The organism is Paraburkholderia flagellata (assembly GCF_021390645.1).
GTDB classification, from domain to species: Bacteria; Pseudomonadota; Gammaproteobacteria; order Burkholderiales; family Burkholderiaceae; genus Paraburkholderia; species Paraburkholderia flagellata.
In genome coordinates this window covers 201,795-219,013 of sequence record NZ_JAJEJT010000004.1, presented here as the reverse complement: position 1 = coordinate 219,013, position 17,219 = coordinate 201,795, and the positions used below count along the sequence as shown (strand labels likewise).

The following is a 17,219-nucleotide window of genomic DNA, read 5'->3' as shown; positions in this document are numbered from 1 at the left end:
GCAAGACTGCGGTGAGGGTTCGAGCCGACATTGTCCATCGAATGCCCGCGCGGCGCAGGCAAGCGCACCACATTGCGCTTCAGTGCGCGCCGTTCGAATACGTGTCGCCCACCATCAGACGCACGATCTCGTCGCCATCGGTTTCGGCCACGAGCCGCTCGCCCGCCACTTCGCCGCGCCGCAGCACGACGATGCGCTCCGCCACGGCAAAAATATCGTGCAGGTTGTGCGAGATGAGAATCACGGCCACGCCCTGCGCCTTGAGTGCGCGGATCAACTCCATCACCTTGCGTTGCTCGGGAACGCCGAGCGCCGCGGTGGGTTCGTCCATGATCAGCACGCGCGCGTTCCAGTAAATCGCACGCCCTATCGCGATGGCCTGGCGCTGGCCGCCCGAGAGCATTTTCACGGGGCCCGTGAGCTTGCGCGGCGGAATCACGATATCGAGCCGCTCGAGCACTTCGCGCGCCACCCGCGCCATGTGCGGCCGGTCGATCACCTGAAAGCCGAGCAGCCGTCGCACGGGCTCGCGGCCGAGAAAGATGTTGCTGCCCACGTCGAGATTGTCTGCGAGCGCGAGATCCTGATAGATCGTTTCGATGCCCTGCGAGCGCGCTTCTTGTGGATCGCGCAATTGCAGAGGGCGCCCGTCGAAGTGCAAATCGCCCGCATCGGCGCGATAGACGCCCGACAGAATCTTGATGAGCGTGGACTTGCCCGCGCCGTTGTCGCCCGCGAGCGCAAGCACTTCGCCCGCCATGAGGCGCAACGAAACGCGCTTGAGCGCCTCCACGCCGCCAAAGCGGATCGAGACGTCGCGCGCCTCCAGAATCGGCGTGGCGCTCGCGCCGCTCATTGCGCGCCTCCGAGCCGATCCTTGTACTGGTCGATCAGCACCGAAAGAATGATGACGATGCCGACCACGATGAATTGCCAGAACGCGTTGACGTCGATGAACACGAGCCCGAATTCGATCACGGCGATGATGAGCGCGCCGATCAGCGTGCCGATGACGTTGCCGGTGCCCCCAAAGAGACTCGCGCCGCCGATCACGACCGCCGCGATCGAATCGAGCAGCATCGGTTCGCCCGCGTTGGCCGCGCCGGCGGCGAAGCGCGCCGTGTAGACGATGCCGCCCACCGCCGCGAAAGCCGCCGCGATCAAATAAATCGCGAACAGATGACGGCGCACGTTGATGCCCGCACGCACTGCCGACTGCGGATTGCCGCCTATCGCATAGGTGTACTGACCGAAGCGTGTTTGCGAGAGCACGAAGTGCATGATGACGAGCAGCACGGCCGTGAGGATCACGGGCGTCCAGCCGCTGCCGAGCAACGCGAGCCCGGGATTGTTGACGGAGACGGTCATGCCGCTGCCGGCCGCAAGAAAGCCCACGCCGCGCGCGACGCCATACATGCCGAGCGTGCCGATGAAAGCGGGTACGCCGAGGCGCGCAATTAGGACGCCGTTCACGAAGCCCGGAATCAGGCACACGAGAACCGTGAGCGGAATCGACATCAGCAAGATCCACGGCGATTCGCCGCCGGGAATCGTGAACTGCGCGACGCACACTGCCGCGAGCCCCATCACGAAGCCCACCGAAAGATCGATGCCCGCGGTGATGATCACGAAGGTCTGGCCAATGGCGAGCAACAGCGGTGCGCTTGCGGCAAGCCCGATCGACTGCAGGTTGTACGCGTTGAACACGAACGTCCGATGCGCCGAGATACGCGCCCACGCCTCGAAGAAGACAAGCAGCGTGCCGAGAAAGAGCCACGGCCAGACCTTGCTGACGAGCGCGAGCCTGTCGAGTCGTTTGTCGTTCATGTGGCTCTGTTCGCGTGACTTAGTTCGAGTAGATGTACTGCTTCATCTCCGGCTTGTCGATGTTCGACTTGTCCAGCACCACGAAGCCCGTGCCCTTGTAGGTGGGAATCTTCTTGCCATGGATGGCGTCGGAGGCAAACTTCACGGCGTCGTAGCCCATCTCGTCGGGAAGCTGCGCGATGGCGATATCGACGAGGCCGCTTCTGATCTGCTCGTCGATGCCCGGCACGGCGTCGAACACGACGACCTTCACCACGCCCTGCTTGCCCGCGTTCTTCACGCCTTGCGCCGCGCCCGCGCCCGAGAACGTGTTGGCGCCGAACACGCCCGCGAGATCAGGATTGCGCGCGAGCACCGCCGCGACGTGCGAAGCGGCGCGATTGGCGTCGTCCTCGTTGTATTGCGTTTCGAGCACCTTGATGTTGGGATGCTTCTTCATCTCCTCCATGAAACCTTGCGCACGCGCGTCGGTGCTGGAGATGCCCGGCTTGTTGTTTTCGCAATAGACGGTGCCCTTGTCGCCAATCGCCTTGGCAAGCGAGCGCGCCGCCACGCGGCCGCCTTCCAGGTTGTCCGAAGCGATATAGGAGAGCGGGAAATCGGCGTCGCCCTTGCCGGTTTGGTAGTGGCCGTCGCCAATATAGGTATCGACGGTGATGACCTTGATGCCGGCGTCGGCGGCTTCCTTGAGCGGGCCGATGAGCTGCTGCTTGTCGACGGGCGAGACGAGCAGCACGTCGGGACGCTTCGCGATGAAGGCCTTGAGGATCGGCACCTGCTCCGTGGTGTTCCAGGCCTTCGGCACCTGGAACAACAACTGGATGTTGTCTTCCTTCGCCGCGCGCTCCGCGCCGCGATGCATCGTGAAGTAGAAGGGATCGGTGACGCCAGGCAGCAGCGCGACGACGGGATGCGCCGCATCCGCATGCGCCACGCCGGGCAGCGTGCCGGCGACAATCGTGGAAAGAGCCATCAGACAGCCAAGAGCGATGCGCAACATGTTTGTCTTCCTCCAGGTGAGTCCGACGCACGGCGCCCAATCTTCCCGAGGCGACCACGCCCGGCAGCAGTGGCTCAGTATACTGACGTGCACTGCTGCGGGGCCTGGTGTTTTCCTGCACTCTCTTCGCTGTTTATGCGCTTCAGATGCAGACGTCCCGATTGGTGGGACGACTGACTATTTTCATTGCAGGAACAACCGATACGCCGGATTGGGCGTCTCTTCCCAATGCGGATACCCGAGCGTCGCAAGAAAGCGGCGGAACTCGGCGTCCTCGGCTTCGGGCACCTGGATGCCCACCAGGATCGAGCTGTAGTCGGCGCCCTGGTTGCGGTAGTGAAAGAGGCTGATGTTCCAGTTCGGCGCCATCGACGACAAAAAGCGCATGAGCGCGCCCGGCCGCTCCGGGAATTCGAAGCGGAACAGACGCTCGTCGTGCGCGAGCGGCGAGCGCCCGCCCACCATGTAACGGATGTGCTGCTTCGACAGTTCGTCGCCGGTGAGATCGACGCTCGGGAAACCGTGATCGACGAAGGTCTTCGCGATCTGCTGCGACTCGCCGCGGTTACGGATCTGCACGCCCACGAAGATGTGCGCGCGCTCGGCGTCGTCGATGCGGTAGTTGAACTCGGTCACGCTGCGCGTGCCGACCAGTTCGCAGAAACGCTTGAAGCTGCCGCGTTCCTCGGGGATCGTCACCGCGAACACCGCTTCGCGCGCCTCACCCACCTCTGCGCGCTCGGCCACGAAGCGCATGCGGTCGAAGTTCATGTTCGCGCCCGAGGTGATCGCCACCAGCGTCTGGCCTTCGATGCCCTCGCGTTCCGCGTACTGCTTCGCGCCCGCCACGGCCAGCGCGCCCGCGGGTTCGAGCACGCTGCGCGTGTCCTGGAAGACGTCCTTGATCGCGGCGCACAGGGCGTCGGTGTCAACGGTGAGCACTTCGTCGAGATATGCCTGGCACAGCCGGAAGGTCTCTTCGCCCACGAGCTTCACGGCGGTGCCGTCGGAGAACAGGCCGACTTCAGTGAGTTCCACGCGCTTGCCCGCCTTGATCGACTGGGCCATCGCGCAGGAATCGTCGGTCTGCACGCCGATCACCTTGATCTCGGGGCGCACGGCCTTCACGTAGGCCGCCACGCCTGCAGCCAACCCGCCGCCGCCGATCGGCACGAAGATCGCGTGAATCGGGGCCTGATGCTGGCTCAGCACTTCCATCGCCACGGTGCCCTGGCCAGCGATCACTTGGGGATCATCGAAGGGATGCACGAAGGTCAGGCCGCGCTCTTCCTGCAGGCGCACGGCGTGGGCGTAGGCGTCGCTGTACGACTCGCCGGCCTGCACGACCTCGACGGTCGCGCCGCCGTGCGCGCGCACCGCATCGACCTTCACTTGCGGCGTGGTGACCGGCACGCAGATCACGGCCTTCACGCCTAGTTTCGCCGCCGAAAGCGCCACACCCTGCGCATGATTGCCTGCCGAGGCGGTGATCACGCCGCGCTCCAGCTGCGCGGGCGTGAGGTGTGCCATCTTGTTGTAGGCGCCGCGCAGCTTGAAGGAGAACACCGGCTGGTTGTCCTCGCGCTTGAGGAACACCGCATTGCGCAGGCGCGCCGAGAGGTTCGGGGCGCGCTCGAGTTCGGTCTCGCGGGCGACGTCGTAGACGCGGGCGGTGAGAATCTTCCGGAGGTAGTCGTTTTCGTCGCGGCGGGGCTGATCAGATTCGGTGGCTTTGACGACCTCGGTGGCTTCGATGGGATTGGTTGTTTTGGCGGCGGGACGACTTTGATGCACCTGCATGACGGCTCCTGTACTCACTTTCGTTTTGGCCAGGAGGCGGAAACAAAAAACCCGCCTCTTGGGGCGGGTTGTTGTCACTGCTGCCAGACGTACGCTAACCCACCATTCGTTGAATGGTGCGAATAATCAGCGCAATCGTGAAAAGGCGGCAGTTCATGGGTGTAAGAATGACCTGGGGGACGGGTGTTGTCAATTGCTCACAATTGCGTCTTTCTCAATGCACTACAAATTACGTTTTGTCTGTTACGTTTTTTGCCTGGAATGGATTTCTTCACAGTCATGTGGGGAAAAATCGCGACTTAACCCCACTCAAGTGAACAGGTTTCGTGAAACATTCTAGAAAATACCGCCTAACCAATTGATTATAAAAGGCTATAACGGATTTCACATTTCTTCGCGCCTGTTTCACGGATTCGACCCCGCTTGCGTTTCGTGCGTGGGCCGCGTAACCGAAACAACGAAAAAGGGCGTCTGCCGACGCCCTCCCCTGCTACCGTTAGCCAATACTCGCGACGCTCAGGTCGCCTCAGACGTGTCCATTTCCGAAGCCCAGTGCTCGATGACTGCCTTCACACGTTCGGCCAACCGCTGCTGATCGGCGGCTGCGATGCCCTTCAGGCTCAACTCTGCGCGCCCGTCGCCAAACAGCTTCAGTTCGCCCAACGCGACGCCGTCCGGTCGATTGAATTGGACGCGGGATTGGTAATGCGTACGGCGCGGTCCAACGCTGCGCGCGCCCGCTTCAGCCGAAGCTGCCGCCTCGAGCTTGCGCACGCTCGCCTTCCCTTCGATCACTTGCGCAAGCCAATGCTCGGCGACCGAAGCGCCGGCCCGATCGAAGATCAGCTTGATGTTGTATGCGTGTCCGAGTCCGACATCCTTACGATTTTGCGCCATCCGTTGCAGCAGATAAGGCGGCAGCGACGTTAGCGCAATCACCTTGCTGATGTGCTTCGGATCTTCGCCTACAGCCACTCCCAACTCGACCTGGTCGACGTAGACACGATCGTCGAGCAGTTTCTTCCACGCGAGCGCATCGTCGAATACCGTCTGCTCCTCGCGCTCCTTGTTGGCGTGGTAGGCGCGCAGGTACAGATTCTGGTTGTCGAGACCCTCTCGGACATCGGCATCGATGAACTTGTCGCCGCGCGAGCGCGCAGCGCGAATACGGCGCTCGCCGTCGACGATCACATATTGGCCGGGAAACGCCGCGAGTTTCGTGACCAGGATCGGCGTAATCTGTCCTTGCGTGGCAAAGCTCTCGGCCAGCTCGTCGATCGTCTCGGCGCTGTAGAACGCGCGCGGGTTGTACGGATTGGAGACGACATCGTCGACCGAGATTTTCCGAACCGCATGAATCGAAAGCGGTGCCTCGACGATTTCGGCAGGCTGGGCGGGCGGTGCGTCGACGGCATCTACTGCGGCGTTGGGTACGCCCGCGTCCCGTTGCGCGATATTGACAACATCGGCTTCGGCGAGGCGTTCGCCAGCCGAAACGCGCTCGGCAGCCATGCCCGCGCGTACCTTGCTGGTGAAATTCAGCTTAGCGGCCATCGATGACCTCCTCTTCTTCTTCCTGAACCAATGCAATGATCTCGTTGTAGACGGCGCTGATCTCGTCCTTCGCAACTTTCGTCCCGCGCACGCCGCGCACATCGAAGACGGTTCGACCAAGCGCAGCGGTCTGTCGATAGAGTTCTCGCTGCTTGATGGTTGCCGAGAACACGTGGACGTTGCTTTCGGCGAGGATGGCACTCATCTGCGTGTGCAGCAGCGTCTTCGAATTAGATTTATTCAACAAAATTGCGAATTTTCCAGCCGGATTGGCGATGCGAGTGCGTTCGACCAACTCCATCATCCCTTCACTACTCCAGATGTCGATTGGCGACGCATCCGTCGGAATGACAGTGGCGTCGGCTACGGCGAGAACACGCGCGGTGGTCAGGTCGTTGATATTGGGCGGGCAGTCGACGATGACGACGTCGTAGTCGTTCGCCAGGGCTGCGACTTCCGGCCCAATCATCTTCTCAAGCTTATGAATGCTACCGACGCGAAACGGCAGGGGCGTTTCGGGACCTGCCGCTGCACACCAACTCATGCAAGATTGCTGACCATCGGCATCGGCTACATAGACCTTATAGCCTTCAGCCTGAAATGCCCCAGCCAGATTCATGCTGGTGGTGGTTTTGCCAACTCCACCTTTTTGGTTCGCTACGGCTATCACGAGACCCATTCGTTTCTCCATGCAATTGTTCAACAGCGGACGAGCCTCCCAGGCACACTCTCCACGTGGAGACTCCAGCAAGTCATTCGGGAGTCTAACGGCAACTTAAAGTAAATTCTAGGATTTCTGTCTCAGCCGTTGCCAGTTCACAACCAATTGGCCGAACGGATAAGAAATGGACACACTGCAAAGCAGTGGCGGCCAGTTGGATTGGCTGGATTGTGATGTTTCCACGACGGCAGAAGTCGATCTCCACGTGGAGATCGCTGACTGCCATCGACGATGCGGAGGCCAGCTCGCAGGTCGACGAAACGCAGCATCATTGCACAGTCGTGCAATGCGCGCGTGAAGACCGGTCGAAGATTCGAATGACACGAAAGTGCTAGTGATATCTGCCGATCGAGGGGGTGAAGCGAGGCCCCGCGGGCAAATCTCCACGTGGAGATTCATCGGCTTGGCCTGCACTAGGCCGGCTTGCGCTGTGAGCGCGAAGTGGACGAACGGATAGCAATTCGGCCGGTACGTGAACTCATCGATTCTCCACGTGGAGAATCATCGATAAGCATTCGTGAAGCGCACTTACGCGTGAGCAGGTGATATCTCGCGCAGGTTGTGACAACAGGTGGGTACTGCTGATCGCGATGAATGCCACCCGACTCGCGCAATCTTGTTCTTCGAAGCAGCAACTCTCCACGTGGAGATCAACGCGAACAGCACGAACTAACAAAGCCGTATCGGCATCGGCAGCACCGCGCGACGAGGACTGAATATCACTCAGCGGCACTCACGCAGGCGATGCCTGGTGCACCACGAAGAAAGCGAGAGCTTCTCTCAAATGCAATCCCATCGAGAGATATATTTGGCTATGATTTTCAGGTTTCTATATTTAGCCAAATTTCCTTGCGTGCAACCACCGTCTATTCACCGCGAATCACCCAAAAAAAACGGCGGCCGAAGCCGCCGTCTCGTTTCTTCCATCGACTTCACACGTCCCGCGTTTTCAACGCAAGATCGAGTTCCGCAGCCTGTAGGCCGTCACCCCCCGCTGGCGCCTGTTGTCCACTCAACAGGAATTCGAGCAGGTCGGTAGCAGTTGGTTGTCCCCAGGTGTCCAGCACCACCCAACGGAAGAAGTTCGTCGACGCCATCTTGCTTGGCACCTTCGCCGTCGACACCTTGAGCTTGTCCATGCCGACCGTCTCGTTGTAGCGTTTGATCAGCGCAGTCTGATCGTCGTATTCGAGCTCATTGAAGTAGGCGCGCGCCTCATTGATCTTTGCCGCAATATAGCGGTCCTTCACCTGATCCTGGCTTTCGCGCGCGCGGCTCGCGTCGGAGACGGGCGCGGCTGCATTAGCACCGGGCAACTCATAGCCTTCCGTCAGCGCCTTGCGGAAATACGCCGCAACATTCGCGAGCGGTGCTGCGTTTTTCTGCGCTACGCGCGCCGCGGTATAAGCCACCGCCGTGCGAATCTTCGCTTCGCCGTACTGCTTGAGCAGGCGCCGCGCCTCGGAAACCGGAATACTGAACTTCGACATCTCGCCAATCAGCAGCGTCTCGTTTGCACGCAGTTCCTGTGACGGATCGGTCTCGGGCTTGCGTGTCACGCGGAACTGCAGGGCGACGACCGAGCGTCCGACCTTGTGCTCGATAAGCTCGAACATGTGATCCGAAATCTCGTTCACTTCCTTGATGCAGGGCACCAGCACACGGCTCTTGAATTGCTTGTAGAGCTTGTACGATTGCGCCGAAGTATCTTGCCCAAGGATCAGGTCGCGCAGCGTCGCGAGCGGGAAGCGCGCGGTCACACCTACGGCCTCGTAGCGGACGACGTTCTCCCACAGCGCGAGCGAATGCGCCTTCCTGAACTGACGCGTGATGCGCATATCGATCATCGCGTAGATCTCAGGATTGAGCAGTTCACCGCGAATCTGTTCGGAGAAGGTGTAGCGCAATACCGATCGCTCGAGTTCGGCGCCGGCCAGCAAGCCAGACGCCTTCCAGATGCTGCGCTTGTCCTGCGTGAGGTAGTCCCAGTTGACGACCGTGCTGATCAGCGAGTTGATCGTTTCCTTGACGTACTCGGTGTTGTTGCTGTTCAGATCAACGTCCTGAGAGAGGGCGGAGATCGTGATCTCGAACGACGAGCGGCCGCGGTCGAGGGAATCCTGGCGAATGGCGTTCTTGATCAGCGAACTGAACATCTTGCGCTGTTGCAGGCTGATCGACCCGGACTTCGGTGCAATATGAATCGCCGGGACGGCCTTGCGGAACAGATCAGGCGGCTGGCCTTGCTGGAATACGAGTGCACCTTGTTTGTCGGCGTCGCCGGCTTCGGCCTTTTTTCTTGCCATATGACCCACGATGAAAGGGAACCTGGTCGGTTGGTAACTGTATACCAACCATTCAGGTGACTCAAGGCCGCAAACGCAATCGTGACGCGGCGCGACACCCAAGGGCAAAGAGCATTGACAGGCGGCGATTTACCGCCAGGACGACCACCGGGAAACCCTCGGAAGCGCTCAGAGCAGATCCCATGTACGAACCCATAACTGGTGACCTTTACGTTGCCTCGTGCTGGAAAGACTCCCATAGCCAGTGACCTTTGAGCCGAATGTGAGTACTCACTCTGTTAATTGAGTCCCGACAGGTAGCCATCCATGGGATTTTTCGCGTTGCTATGCGCGTCGTTGCCTGGAATTGATCGGCGAAGCGTAGGCACGTTCATCGCACCCATAAATGGTGACCTGTATCGGCTCCCACAAATGGCTACCCACGAGGACGAAGAATACGCATTCAGAGATGAGAGAAGCAGCGCGTATTCCCATAGAAGGTGACCCGTAGCGGATCCCATAGGCTGTTACCTTGCTCCAGCTAGCTCCCTGACACGCAAGGATTCATACGAGCGCACGGATTCGGGCTCGAGGACGTCTGTATTTCTGCCTGGAAAAGCCACCATAACTGGTTACCCAAGTAGTTTCCCAAAAACGGTTACCTGCAACCAGCCGAGGAACCCTGTAAAACGCCTACACGTAAGGCAAAGCGCCCCATAACCGGAGACCTTCCTTGACTCCCATAAACGGCGACCTGAAGGCAAAACAGCTCCTTTTCCCATAGTGGGCAACCTTCTTCCCATATCCACAACCCGTAAACCCCATGTCCGGCTACCGAAGTCCCATATCCACAACCCGAAACTCCCATACTCGGGACCGCAAATCCCATAACCCGCCACCAAATCGGCCGCAAAGCCTTGCCTGGTAAGGGTTTGCGGCGTCTAAAGGTTTACTAAAGTTCTTAAAGCGTAAAAGGTAAACACTGAAACACGCGCTCGATGAGAAAGACCTCTCCCAAAACCGGGGACCTTAATGCATGTGAGTGGTCACCAACCTCCGTGGCCCCATTCCTGGTTACCTAGGCCCTCTATCAACGGCTTGCGGCCACCATAGATCATTACCTAAGCCTCCTTTTCCTCATATCTAACATTCAAATACTCAGTTAGGTCACTGATTTACCGAAAGAAATGCTGTCAGGGTCTCCGGTTATGGTGTGGTTCTTCGTTCAAGGTAACTGCCTATGGGATCGACTGAATCACTACGAACCCCACCGAAGCGCCCCGCCGGCCCCGGACTCGGCTTCAACCCAGCAAGCGGGAGTCAGCCACCTGGAAAACGCATTCGTGTAGCCACTCGTCCTCCCATTTCCGGGTACCCAACTCAGGTCACCGAATATGGGAGCAAACGAAGGTCCCCATGGGCCGCTGCCTGGAGGTCACATCAAGTTCGGCTGGAGTCGCCTAAGGTGCACTGCACAAAGTACATCGGTGACCTCCGGCACGCCCAACGACCCGATGTCAGTCTGAATTCGCGGGAAAGGTCACCGCGGCTGTTGTGTGCTGTGGCAGGCAATCGCTGCGATACACATCGGCGAGACGTTGCTGGGCGGCTTCGATATCGGCCGGATAGTTCTCGTCTTCCGCGTGTGCCTCGTAACCCACCGCCTCGAGTTCTGTCAGTTCCCGGATCAGATCCGCGTGCGTGACCTCGTGGGCCGGTTTGACGAACGGGTAGCTGTGACATTCCTGTTGCGTCAGATGCGGCGCGGCGACCGCGCTTACGCTCACCGCTCCCACAAACGGCACCCATACGAACTTCAGCCATGACCTCATGATGAATCCTCCTTTTGATCAACCCGCAACGAGATGAAAAAGCGCGAACGCGCGAAAAAGCGGATTCGAGGATAAGGAGGCGCTGACGTTGAATCGGGCTCAGCCGAATGACAGAAGGTTCATCTGCCCCGCGTGTGCTTGACACGAGACCTCGCGCACGCGCGAATTGACAAACTGACAGGTACGCGTCACGCAGCAGTAAGAAGATGACGCGCTCTTCATTGCCGTGATGCCGTTGCGTTGAGCGCGCGCCACTATGATGACCCGGCACGAGCGCATCCGCATTCGCTGGTTCGCCAGTGAGTCGCTCGGCCGACCATTCATTGCCATCGGGGGTAGCCATGTCAGTCAGCGATAAAGCGGCGCGCGCACGGAGCACGGCCACACGTGTGCCGGCCTTGCACGAGGCAGCCGGCTCGCGAGGCGCGCGATGAACCTGCCAGCCTGGGTCGCGCTCGGGCGTGGCCTGTTCGTTCCGGCTTCGTCGCGCGCAGCGCCGAACGTGCGGGACATTGGCCGCGACCACTGGCAGACGACCACGTTCCGCTGGTTCACCGCCTACGCCGCGATCTTTTCGCTCGCGTTCATGGCGCTGCTTGGCGTGATCGAGTACTCCGTGACGCGCGCGATGATGCGGGAGACCGACAGCGGCCTGCGCTGGCAACTGCGGTACTTCGATTCGCGAAGCGACGCGAGCCTCGGCAGCGCGATCGCAGCGCGCCTCACGCGTCCGGACCGGCGCGACAACTTCTACGGCCTGTTCGCTCCGGACGGGCGCTGGCTCGCCGGCGATATCCGCCTCATGCCCACGGGACTTGCCCTGGGACACTATGGCCAATCGCACGAGCACACTCGCGGCCAGACGCTCGTGCTCGAACCCGGCTCCGTGCGATCGTCCCTGCGCGCCATGGGCGAGATTCGGCCCGATGGCGCGCGCCTCGTCGTCGCGCGCACGCTCTCCGACCTGCGCCACGTTCATGACGAACTGTTGAAGGCGTTGTTCGGCGGCGGCCTCTTGTGCCTCACAGGCAGCCTGTGCGCCGGGCTCGTGCTTAGCATGCGGCAGATCCGGCGCGTCGCGCAGATCAAGCGCGCCACGCGCCGTATCGCGAACGGCGACCTCGCGATGCGGCTGCCGGTAGCCGGCCGCGACGAACTCGACATGCTCGCGCATCTCGTGAACCGCATGCTCGACGAAGTCGAGCGCCTGATGGGCGAGGTGAAAAGCGCATGCGACGGTATCGCCCACGATCTGCGCACACCGCTCACGCGATTGCGCCTGCGCCTTTCACACGCGGCAGAAGCCATGGAGCAGCGCGGCGAGGCGGTCCTGGCCGGCGCGCTCGTTGGCGCACGAGGGGAGGCCGATGCCGTCCTCAACCGTTTCTCTGCACTCCTACGTATTTCGGAAATCGGCGCGATGGATCGCCGCCGCGGCTTCTCGAGCGTGGTACTCCCCGATCTCGTGCACGAGCTATGCGAACTCTATGCGCCGCTTGCCGAGGAAAAAGCCATTGACATGCACGTCGCCGTGGCGCCGGTCGAACCCATTCACGCCGACCGCGCGCTGCTCTTCGAAGCGTTGAGCAACCTGCTCGACAACGCCATCAAATTTACGCCGCGCCGCGGCGTGGTGAAGGTCGCATTGCGCGCCGGCTCGCGTGGACCGCAGTTCGTCATCGCCGACAACGGACCCGGCATCGCGCCCGGCGAACGCGCCGCGGTGCTGGGGCGCTTCTATCGCGGCGAGCGGACGCGTCATCTCCCGGGCACCGGCCTCGGGCTAGGCATCGTCTCGGCGATCGCGCGGCTGCACGATTTTCGCGTCGCCATTGGCGAGGCGAATCCCGGGACGATCGTCACGATCGACTGCTGGACGCATCGAGCGCAGCACGCCCACGCGGGCCCATGATCGATGAGACTCCTGCTGTGCTCGTCCTCGGCGACCGAGCGAAGTTACCTGTACAAGGCGCTGAGCGAGAGCCTGAACAGCGTCGAGGTTGCGGACAACGTCGAGTACGCCGTTTATCTCGCGTCGCAGGAGCCGTTCGATACGGTGTTCCTCTGCGCGGCCAGCCCTGAGGCGTACGACGGCATCGCCACCGCGCTTGCGGCCTTCACGCGTTTGCCCGACGCGCCGGCGATCGTCGTCGCACTCGCGCGCGCGACACCCGCGGACTGCGCGCGCCTACTGCGCGCCGGCGCTGATGCGTGCTTCGTGCAGCCCTGGTCCATTCTCGAGATCCAGGAGCGCATGCTCGCGCTACGCCGCGGCGCGCTCGTTCACGCGAGCGCGCCGCTCGTGCGCCTCGACTCATCTACGCGCGATCTCGTGGAAGGCATGCGGCGCATTCCCCTCACGACGCGCGAGTATCTGCTCGTCGAATGCCTGCTGCGGCACGCGGGAGCGCCTGTCGCGCGCGAGCATCTGATTCGCTATGCGTGGCCCGACAAGGCCGACGTCGAGCCGTCGAGCGTGAATCTCGTCGTGTCGCGTCTGCGGCGCAAACTCGCGTCGCACGGCGCGCAGGCGAACGTCGAGACGGTGAACCGCTATGGCTATCAACTCGACCTGCACACGCGTCAGACTATCGTCGGTGTAATCGATGTGTAAGCGCCGGAGGGCGCGCGAGACCGTATTGCCGTTGCAACCTTAAATTTAATTTCATGAAAGGAATCGCGGCGCGGCGCGGGCGCAACGGTAAACTCGGGGCTCTTGAATAGTCATGCCGCCGGCACGACGGAGTGCGAGAAAGATGAGTCAGGTGCGCGTTTTGACGGTGGAGGACGACGCCGTCACAGCCAACGAGATCGTCAGCGAACTGACGCAGCGCGGCTTTGCGGTCGAATGGGTCGACAACGGCCGCGACGGTATGGCACGCGCGATGAGCGACGAATACGACGCCATTACGCTCGACCGCATGCTGCCGGGCGTGGACGGCCTCTCGATCCTCACGGCCATGCGCACGGTCGGCATTCAAACGCCCGTGCTGATGCTGAGTGCGCTCGGCGACGTAGATGAACGCGTGCGCGGCCTGCGCGCGGGCGGCGACGACTACCTCACCAAACCTTTCGACCCCGAAGAACTCACCGCACGCCTCGAAGTGCTGCTGCGCCGCCGCCAGGCCGCGAGCGTCGCGCGCGAGACCGCGCTGCGTGTGGGGCCGCTCGAACTCGACCTCATTTCGCGCAAGGTGCGCCGCGACGGCGAAGAAGTCGTGCTGCTGCCCACCGAGTATCGCGTGCTCGAATTCATGATGCGCCACGCAGGCAAGACCATCACGCGCACGATGCTGTTCGAAGCCGTATGGGGCTACCACTTCGATCCGGGCACCAACCTGATCGACGTGCATATGGGCCGCCTGCGCAAGAAAATCGATCCGCCGGGCCTGCCGCCGCTCATTCAGACCGTGCGCGGCTCCGGCTACATTCTCGGATAATCCGCTTTGTCGAGCCGTTCTTCTTCCGCCGCTTCCGCGCACTTGCGCAGGCGCTGGCACACCACGACGTTCCGCTGGCTGTGCGCTTACACGGCGCTGTTCGGCGTCTTTCTCACGCTGCTGGTCGGCTTCATTGCGTGGACTGCTAGCACCACGATCGAGCGCGACGCCGACACGATCATGGGCTGGCAGCTCATCTATTACGACTCGATCCCTGATGCGCAACTGCCCGAAGCGATCTATCAGCGGCTCGAACACGAGCACATGCATGTGAATTACTACGGACTCTTTACTAGTGACGGCCGCTACGTCGCGGGCGATCTGCTCGCGCCGCCGCCGCATCTCACCTATACGCGCGAGGGCAGCACGCATGCCCATACGGTGAAACTGCTCGACCGCGATGTATCGCCCGTGGTCCGCGCGATGGGCGAGGTGCGGCCTAGCGGCATGCGTCTCGTCGTCGCGCGTGACATGACGAGCGTGCTGCGCATTCGCGAGATCATGGTGCGCTCGCTCGCGGCAGGTGCCGTACTCGCGTTACTCGGCGCCGCGGCAGGCGGTCTCGTGCTCGGCATGCGCCAGATCCGGCGCGTGCGCGAAATCCGCCGCGTGACCGAATGCATCGCGCGCGGCGACCTCGATCGGCGCCTGCCTGTGGGCGGCGACGATGAACTCGACATGCTCGCTCATCTCGTGAATCACATGCTGGACGAAGTGGAGCGGCTAATGGGCGAAGTGAAGGGCGCTTGCGACGGCATCGCGCACGACCTGCGCACGCCACTCGTGCATCTGCACACGCTGCTCGCGCGCGTGGCCGAGCGCGACAGCGTTCGGGGCGACGCCGCCGGTGCGATGCTGCTCGATCAGGCGCGCACCGAAACCGGGCAACTGCTCGAACGCTTCCGGGCCATGCTGCGCATCTCCGAGATCGGCACGCTGCAAAGGCGCGGCGGCTTTGCGACCGTCGACCTGCACGAACTGGTGCAGGAACTCGCCGACCTCTACGAGCCACTCGCGGAAAGCCGCGAACTCGAATGGCGTATCACGGCTGAGCCCGTCGCTGAGATTCACGGCGACCGCGCGCTGCTCTTCGAGGCGTTCAACAATCTCATTGACAACGCCATCAAGTTCGCGCCGCAAGGCGGCGTGGTGAGCGTGACGCTGCGCGCCACGCCACTCGGCCCCTTGCTCGAAGTGGCGGACAACGGCCCGGGCATTCCTCCTGGCGAGCGCGCGGCGGTCCTGCAGCGCTTCTATCGCGGCGAAGCGGTGCGTCATGTCGCGGGCTCCGGCCTGGGGCTTTCCATTGTGGCTGCCGTGATGCGCGTTCACGACTTCACGCTGCGCATCGACGACGCGCGAGAACTGGCGCGCGAGAAGCCGGGCGGCCCCGGTACGCGCATGAGCGTGGAATGCTGGCCGCGCTCGCTCGCCTGACATCTCCCGGCCAGCCGTCAGGCACCCGCAGCCATGCGCATACTACTCATCTCCCCGAATCACGCCGAAGGCGCCTGGCTTCAGAAGGCCCTGCAGGAAAGCGCGCATAGCCTGCAGCGCGCGGAAGACCTGCGCGACGGGCTGTTCGTTGCTGGCGAAGAACCATTCGACGCGGTGATCGTCATGGCGCTCGACGCCGCGCTGCGGCCCGCGCTGCACGGCATCCTTCCCGGACTCTCCACGGCCACCGGCGGGGCGACGATCATCGCCGTGCTCGGCATCGAAGCGAGCGCGAGCGAGCGCTCGAAGGTGCTGCGCGCGGGCGCGGACGCGTGCTTTCGCCATCCGTTCTCGTTCATCGAGATGCATGAGCGTATGCGCGCGTTATTGCGTGCCACGGCGGCGTGCCGCGGCGGCGTGCAGGGTGGGGTGCCCGCGCAGGCTGCAAACGGCGCACAGAGCGTCCAGAACGCGCCACAACTCGATGCGGGTACGCGCGAGATCGTGGAGGGCGGGCGCCGCGCGGAACTCACGCGCCGCGAGTACCTGCTCGTCGAATGCCTGCTGCGTCAGACCAACGTGCCCGTGCCGCGTGATCAGATGATCCGCTACGCGTGGCCCGAGAAGGACGACATCGACGCTTCGACCGTCAACCTCGTTGTCTCGCGGCTGCGGCGCAAGCTCGCGCGCCAGGGCCTTGAAGTGCGCATCGAAACCATCAGCCGCTACGGCTATCAACTGACGTTGCCCACGTTCGATAGCGACGCGCGCTGAGGTAACCGTTTGTGGGAACCGGTTACCTATCCGGATCCGCACGCATGCGTTTGTTAACATCAAAAAGCGAACGGCACGCTGAGTGCGTGCCGCTCGCTTGTGCTCGGAAAGCCCCGCCTGTCGTGCTCAGTGTGCGTACAGCGTCGAGTTCAGGTACGCAAGCTGACCGTCCTGTTCCGCCTGAACGAGCTCGTGGTACACCTCGGCACGCGTCTTTTCGTGCACCGCTTGCCCATAAGGCGGTACCCATCCACCGGGCGCAACCGTGGGAACCGTGTCGTTCGATGCGACCTGGGTGGCTGCGGCGGGCTGGCTCGCCTGTGAGCTGTCCGTCGGTGCCGGGGTTTGCGCAAAAGCGGACGTGGTGGCAACGACACCGGCGAGTGCGGCGATGATCATGAGAGCCTTCATGTGACTATTCCTCCAGGAATGAGATCGGTTAGCCGGTTAGCGAATGCGATAGATCGCATCCCGGTATGAGCAGAATAGTTAGGTCACCCTATCGAACCCGATGCAGCACCATGAAGAAATGTTTATCGGCCTGAGAGG

General features: G+C 61.9%; 14 protein-coding genes. 5 read left to right on the top strand and 9 right to left on the bottom strand.

Going from position 1 to position 17,219, the window contains the following annotated elements; all coding sequences use genetic code 11:
• Window positions 1-79 precede the first annotated feature (79 nt).
• The 8 genes from L0U83_RS31615 to L0U83_RS31580 all read right to left on the bottom strand — a co-directional run bounded on the left by L0U83_RS31615 (window position 80) and on the right by L0U83_RS31580 (window position 11,019).
• Entirely contained in the window at window positions 80-856 is a 777-nt protein-coding gene (locus L0U83_RS31615) for an ATP-binding cassette domain-containing protein (protein ID WP_233888134.1), read from the bottom strand.
• Window positions 853-1,827, bottom strand: a complete 975-nt coding sequence (locus tag L0U83_RS31610) for an ABC transporter permease subunit (protein WP_233888133.1) — start codon at window positions 1,825-1,827, stop codon at window positions 853-855. The genes L0U83_RS31615 and L0U83_RS31610 overlap by 4 nt, the downstream gene beginning before the upstream one ends.
• Window positions 1,828-1,846: 19 nt before the next feature.
• Window positions 1,847-2,827, bottom strand: coding sequence for an ABC transporter substrate-binding protein (locus L0U83_RS31605; protein WP_233888132.1), 981 nt, complete (start codon window positions 2,825-2,827; stop codon window positions 1,847-1,849).
• 183 nt (window positions 2,828-3,010) lie between these two features.
• Window positions 3,011-4,627, bottom strand: a complete 1,617-nt coding sequence (ilvA, locus tag L0U83_RS31600; protein WP_233888131.1) for a threonine ammonia-lyase, biosynthetic — start codon at window positions 4,625-4,627, stop codon at window positions 3,011-3,013.
• Between the two features lie 516 nt (window positions 4,628-5,143).
• Window positions 5,144-6,181 carry a ParB/RepB/Spo0J family partition protein gene (locus L0U83_RS31595; RefSeq protein ID WP_233888130.1) on the bottom strand — a complete coding sequence of 346 codons (1,038 nt, stop codon included), beginning with the start codon at window positions 6,179-6,181 and terminating at the stop codon, window positions 5,144-5,146.
• The gene (gene parA / locus L0U83_RS31590; RefSeq protein ID WP_233888129.1) at window positions 6,171-6,860 is read right to left on the bottom strand and encodes a ParA family partition ATPase; all 690 of its coding nucleotides are present in this window, start codon (window positions 6,858-6,860) and stop codon (window positions 6,171-6,173) included. Before parA ends, L0U83_RS31595 begins: the two co-directional genes overlap by 11 nt.
• Before the next feature lie 974 nt (window positions 6,861-7,834).
• Window positions 7,835-9,208: a replication initiation protein gene (locus L0U83_RS31585; RefSeq protein ID WP_233888128.1), complete on the bottom strand. Its 1,374-nt coding sequence runs from the start codon at window positions 9,206-9,208 to the stop codon at window positions 7,835-7,837.
• 1,496 nt (window positions 9,209-10,704) lie between these two features.
• Window positions 10,705-11,019, bottom strand: a complete 315-nt coding sequence (locus L0U83_RS31580) for a DUF4148 domain-containing protein (protein WP_233888127.1) — start codon at window positions 11,017-11,019, stop codon at window positions 10,705-10,707.
• Between the two features lie 430 nt (window positions 11,020-11,449).
• On the opposite strand from L0U83_RS31580, the gene L0U83_RS31575 reads away from it, so the two are divergent.
• From L0U83_RS31575 to L0U83_RS31555, 5 genes are all read left to right on the top strand, one after another.
• The gene (locus L0U83_RS31575) at window positions 11,450-12,931 is read left to right on the top strand and encodes a sensor histidine kinase (RefSeq protein ID WP_233888126.1); all 1,482 of its coding nucleotides are present in this window, start codon (window positions 11,450-11,452) and stop codon (window positions 12,929-12,931) included.
• 3 nt (window positions 12,932-12,934) lie between these two features.
• Window positions 12,935-13,633, top strand: coding sequence for a response regulator transcription factor (locus L0U83_RS31570; RefSeq protein ID WP_233888125.1), 699 nt, complete (start codon window positions 12,935-12,937; stop codon window positions 13,631-13,633).
• 151 nt (window positions 13,634-13,784) lie between these two features.
• Window positions 13,785-14,459, top strand: coding sequence for a response regulator transcription factor (locus tag L0U83_RS31565; RefSeq protein WP_233889079.1), 675 nt, complete (start codon window positions 13,785-13,787; stop codon window positions 14,457-14,459).
• Window positions 14,460-14,465: 6 nt separating this feature from the next.
• A complete protein-coding gene (locus tag L0U83_RS31560; protein ID WP_233888124.1) occupies window positions 14,466-15,896 on the top strand; it encodes a HAMP domain-containing sensor histidine kinase in 1,431 nt (476 codons plus the stop codon).
• Between the two features lie 33 nt (window positions 15,897-15,929).
• A complete protein-coding gene (locus L0U83_RS31555) occupies window positions 15,930-16,670 on the top strand; it encodes a response regulator transcription factor (RefSeq protein WP_233888123.1) in 741 nt (246 codons plus the stop codon).
• 126 nt (window positions 16,671-16,796) lie between these two features.
• On the opposite strand, the gene L0U83_RS31550 is transcribed toward L0U83_RS31555, so the two are convergent.
• Window positions 16,797-17,081 carry a DUF4148 domain-containing protein gene (locus L0U83_RS31550; protein WP_233888122.1) on the bottom strand — a complete coding sequence of 95 codons (285 nt, stop codon included), beginning with the start codon at window positions 17,079-17,081 and terminating at the stop codon, window positions 16,797-16,799.
• Window positions 17,082-17,219: the final 138 nt, after the last annotated feature.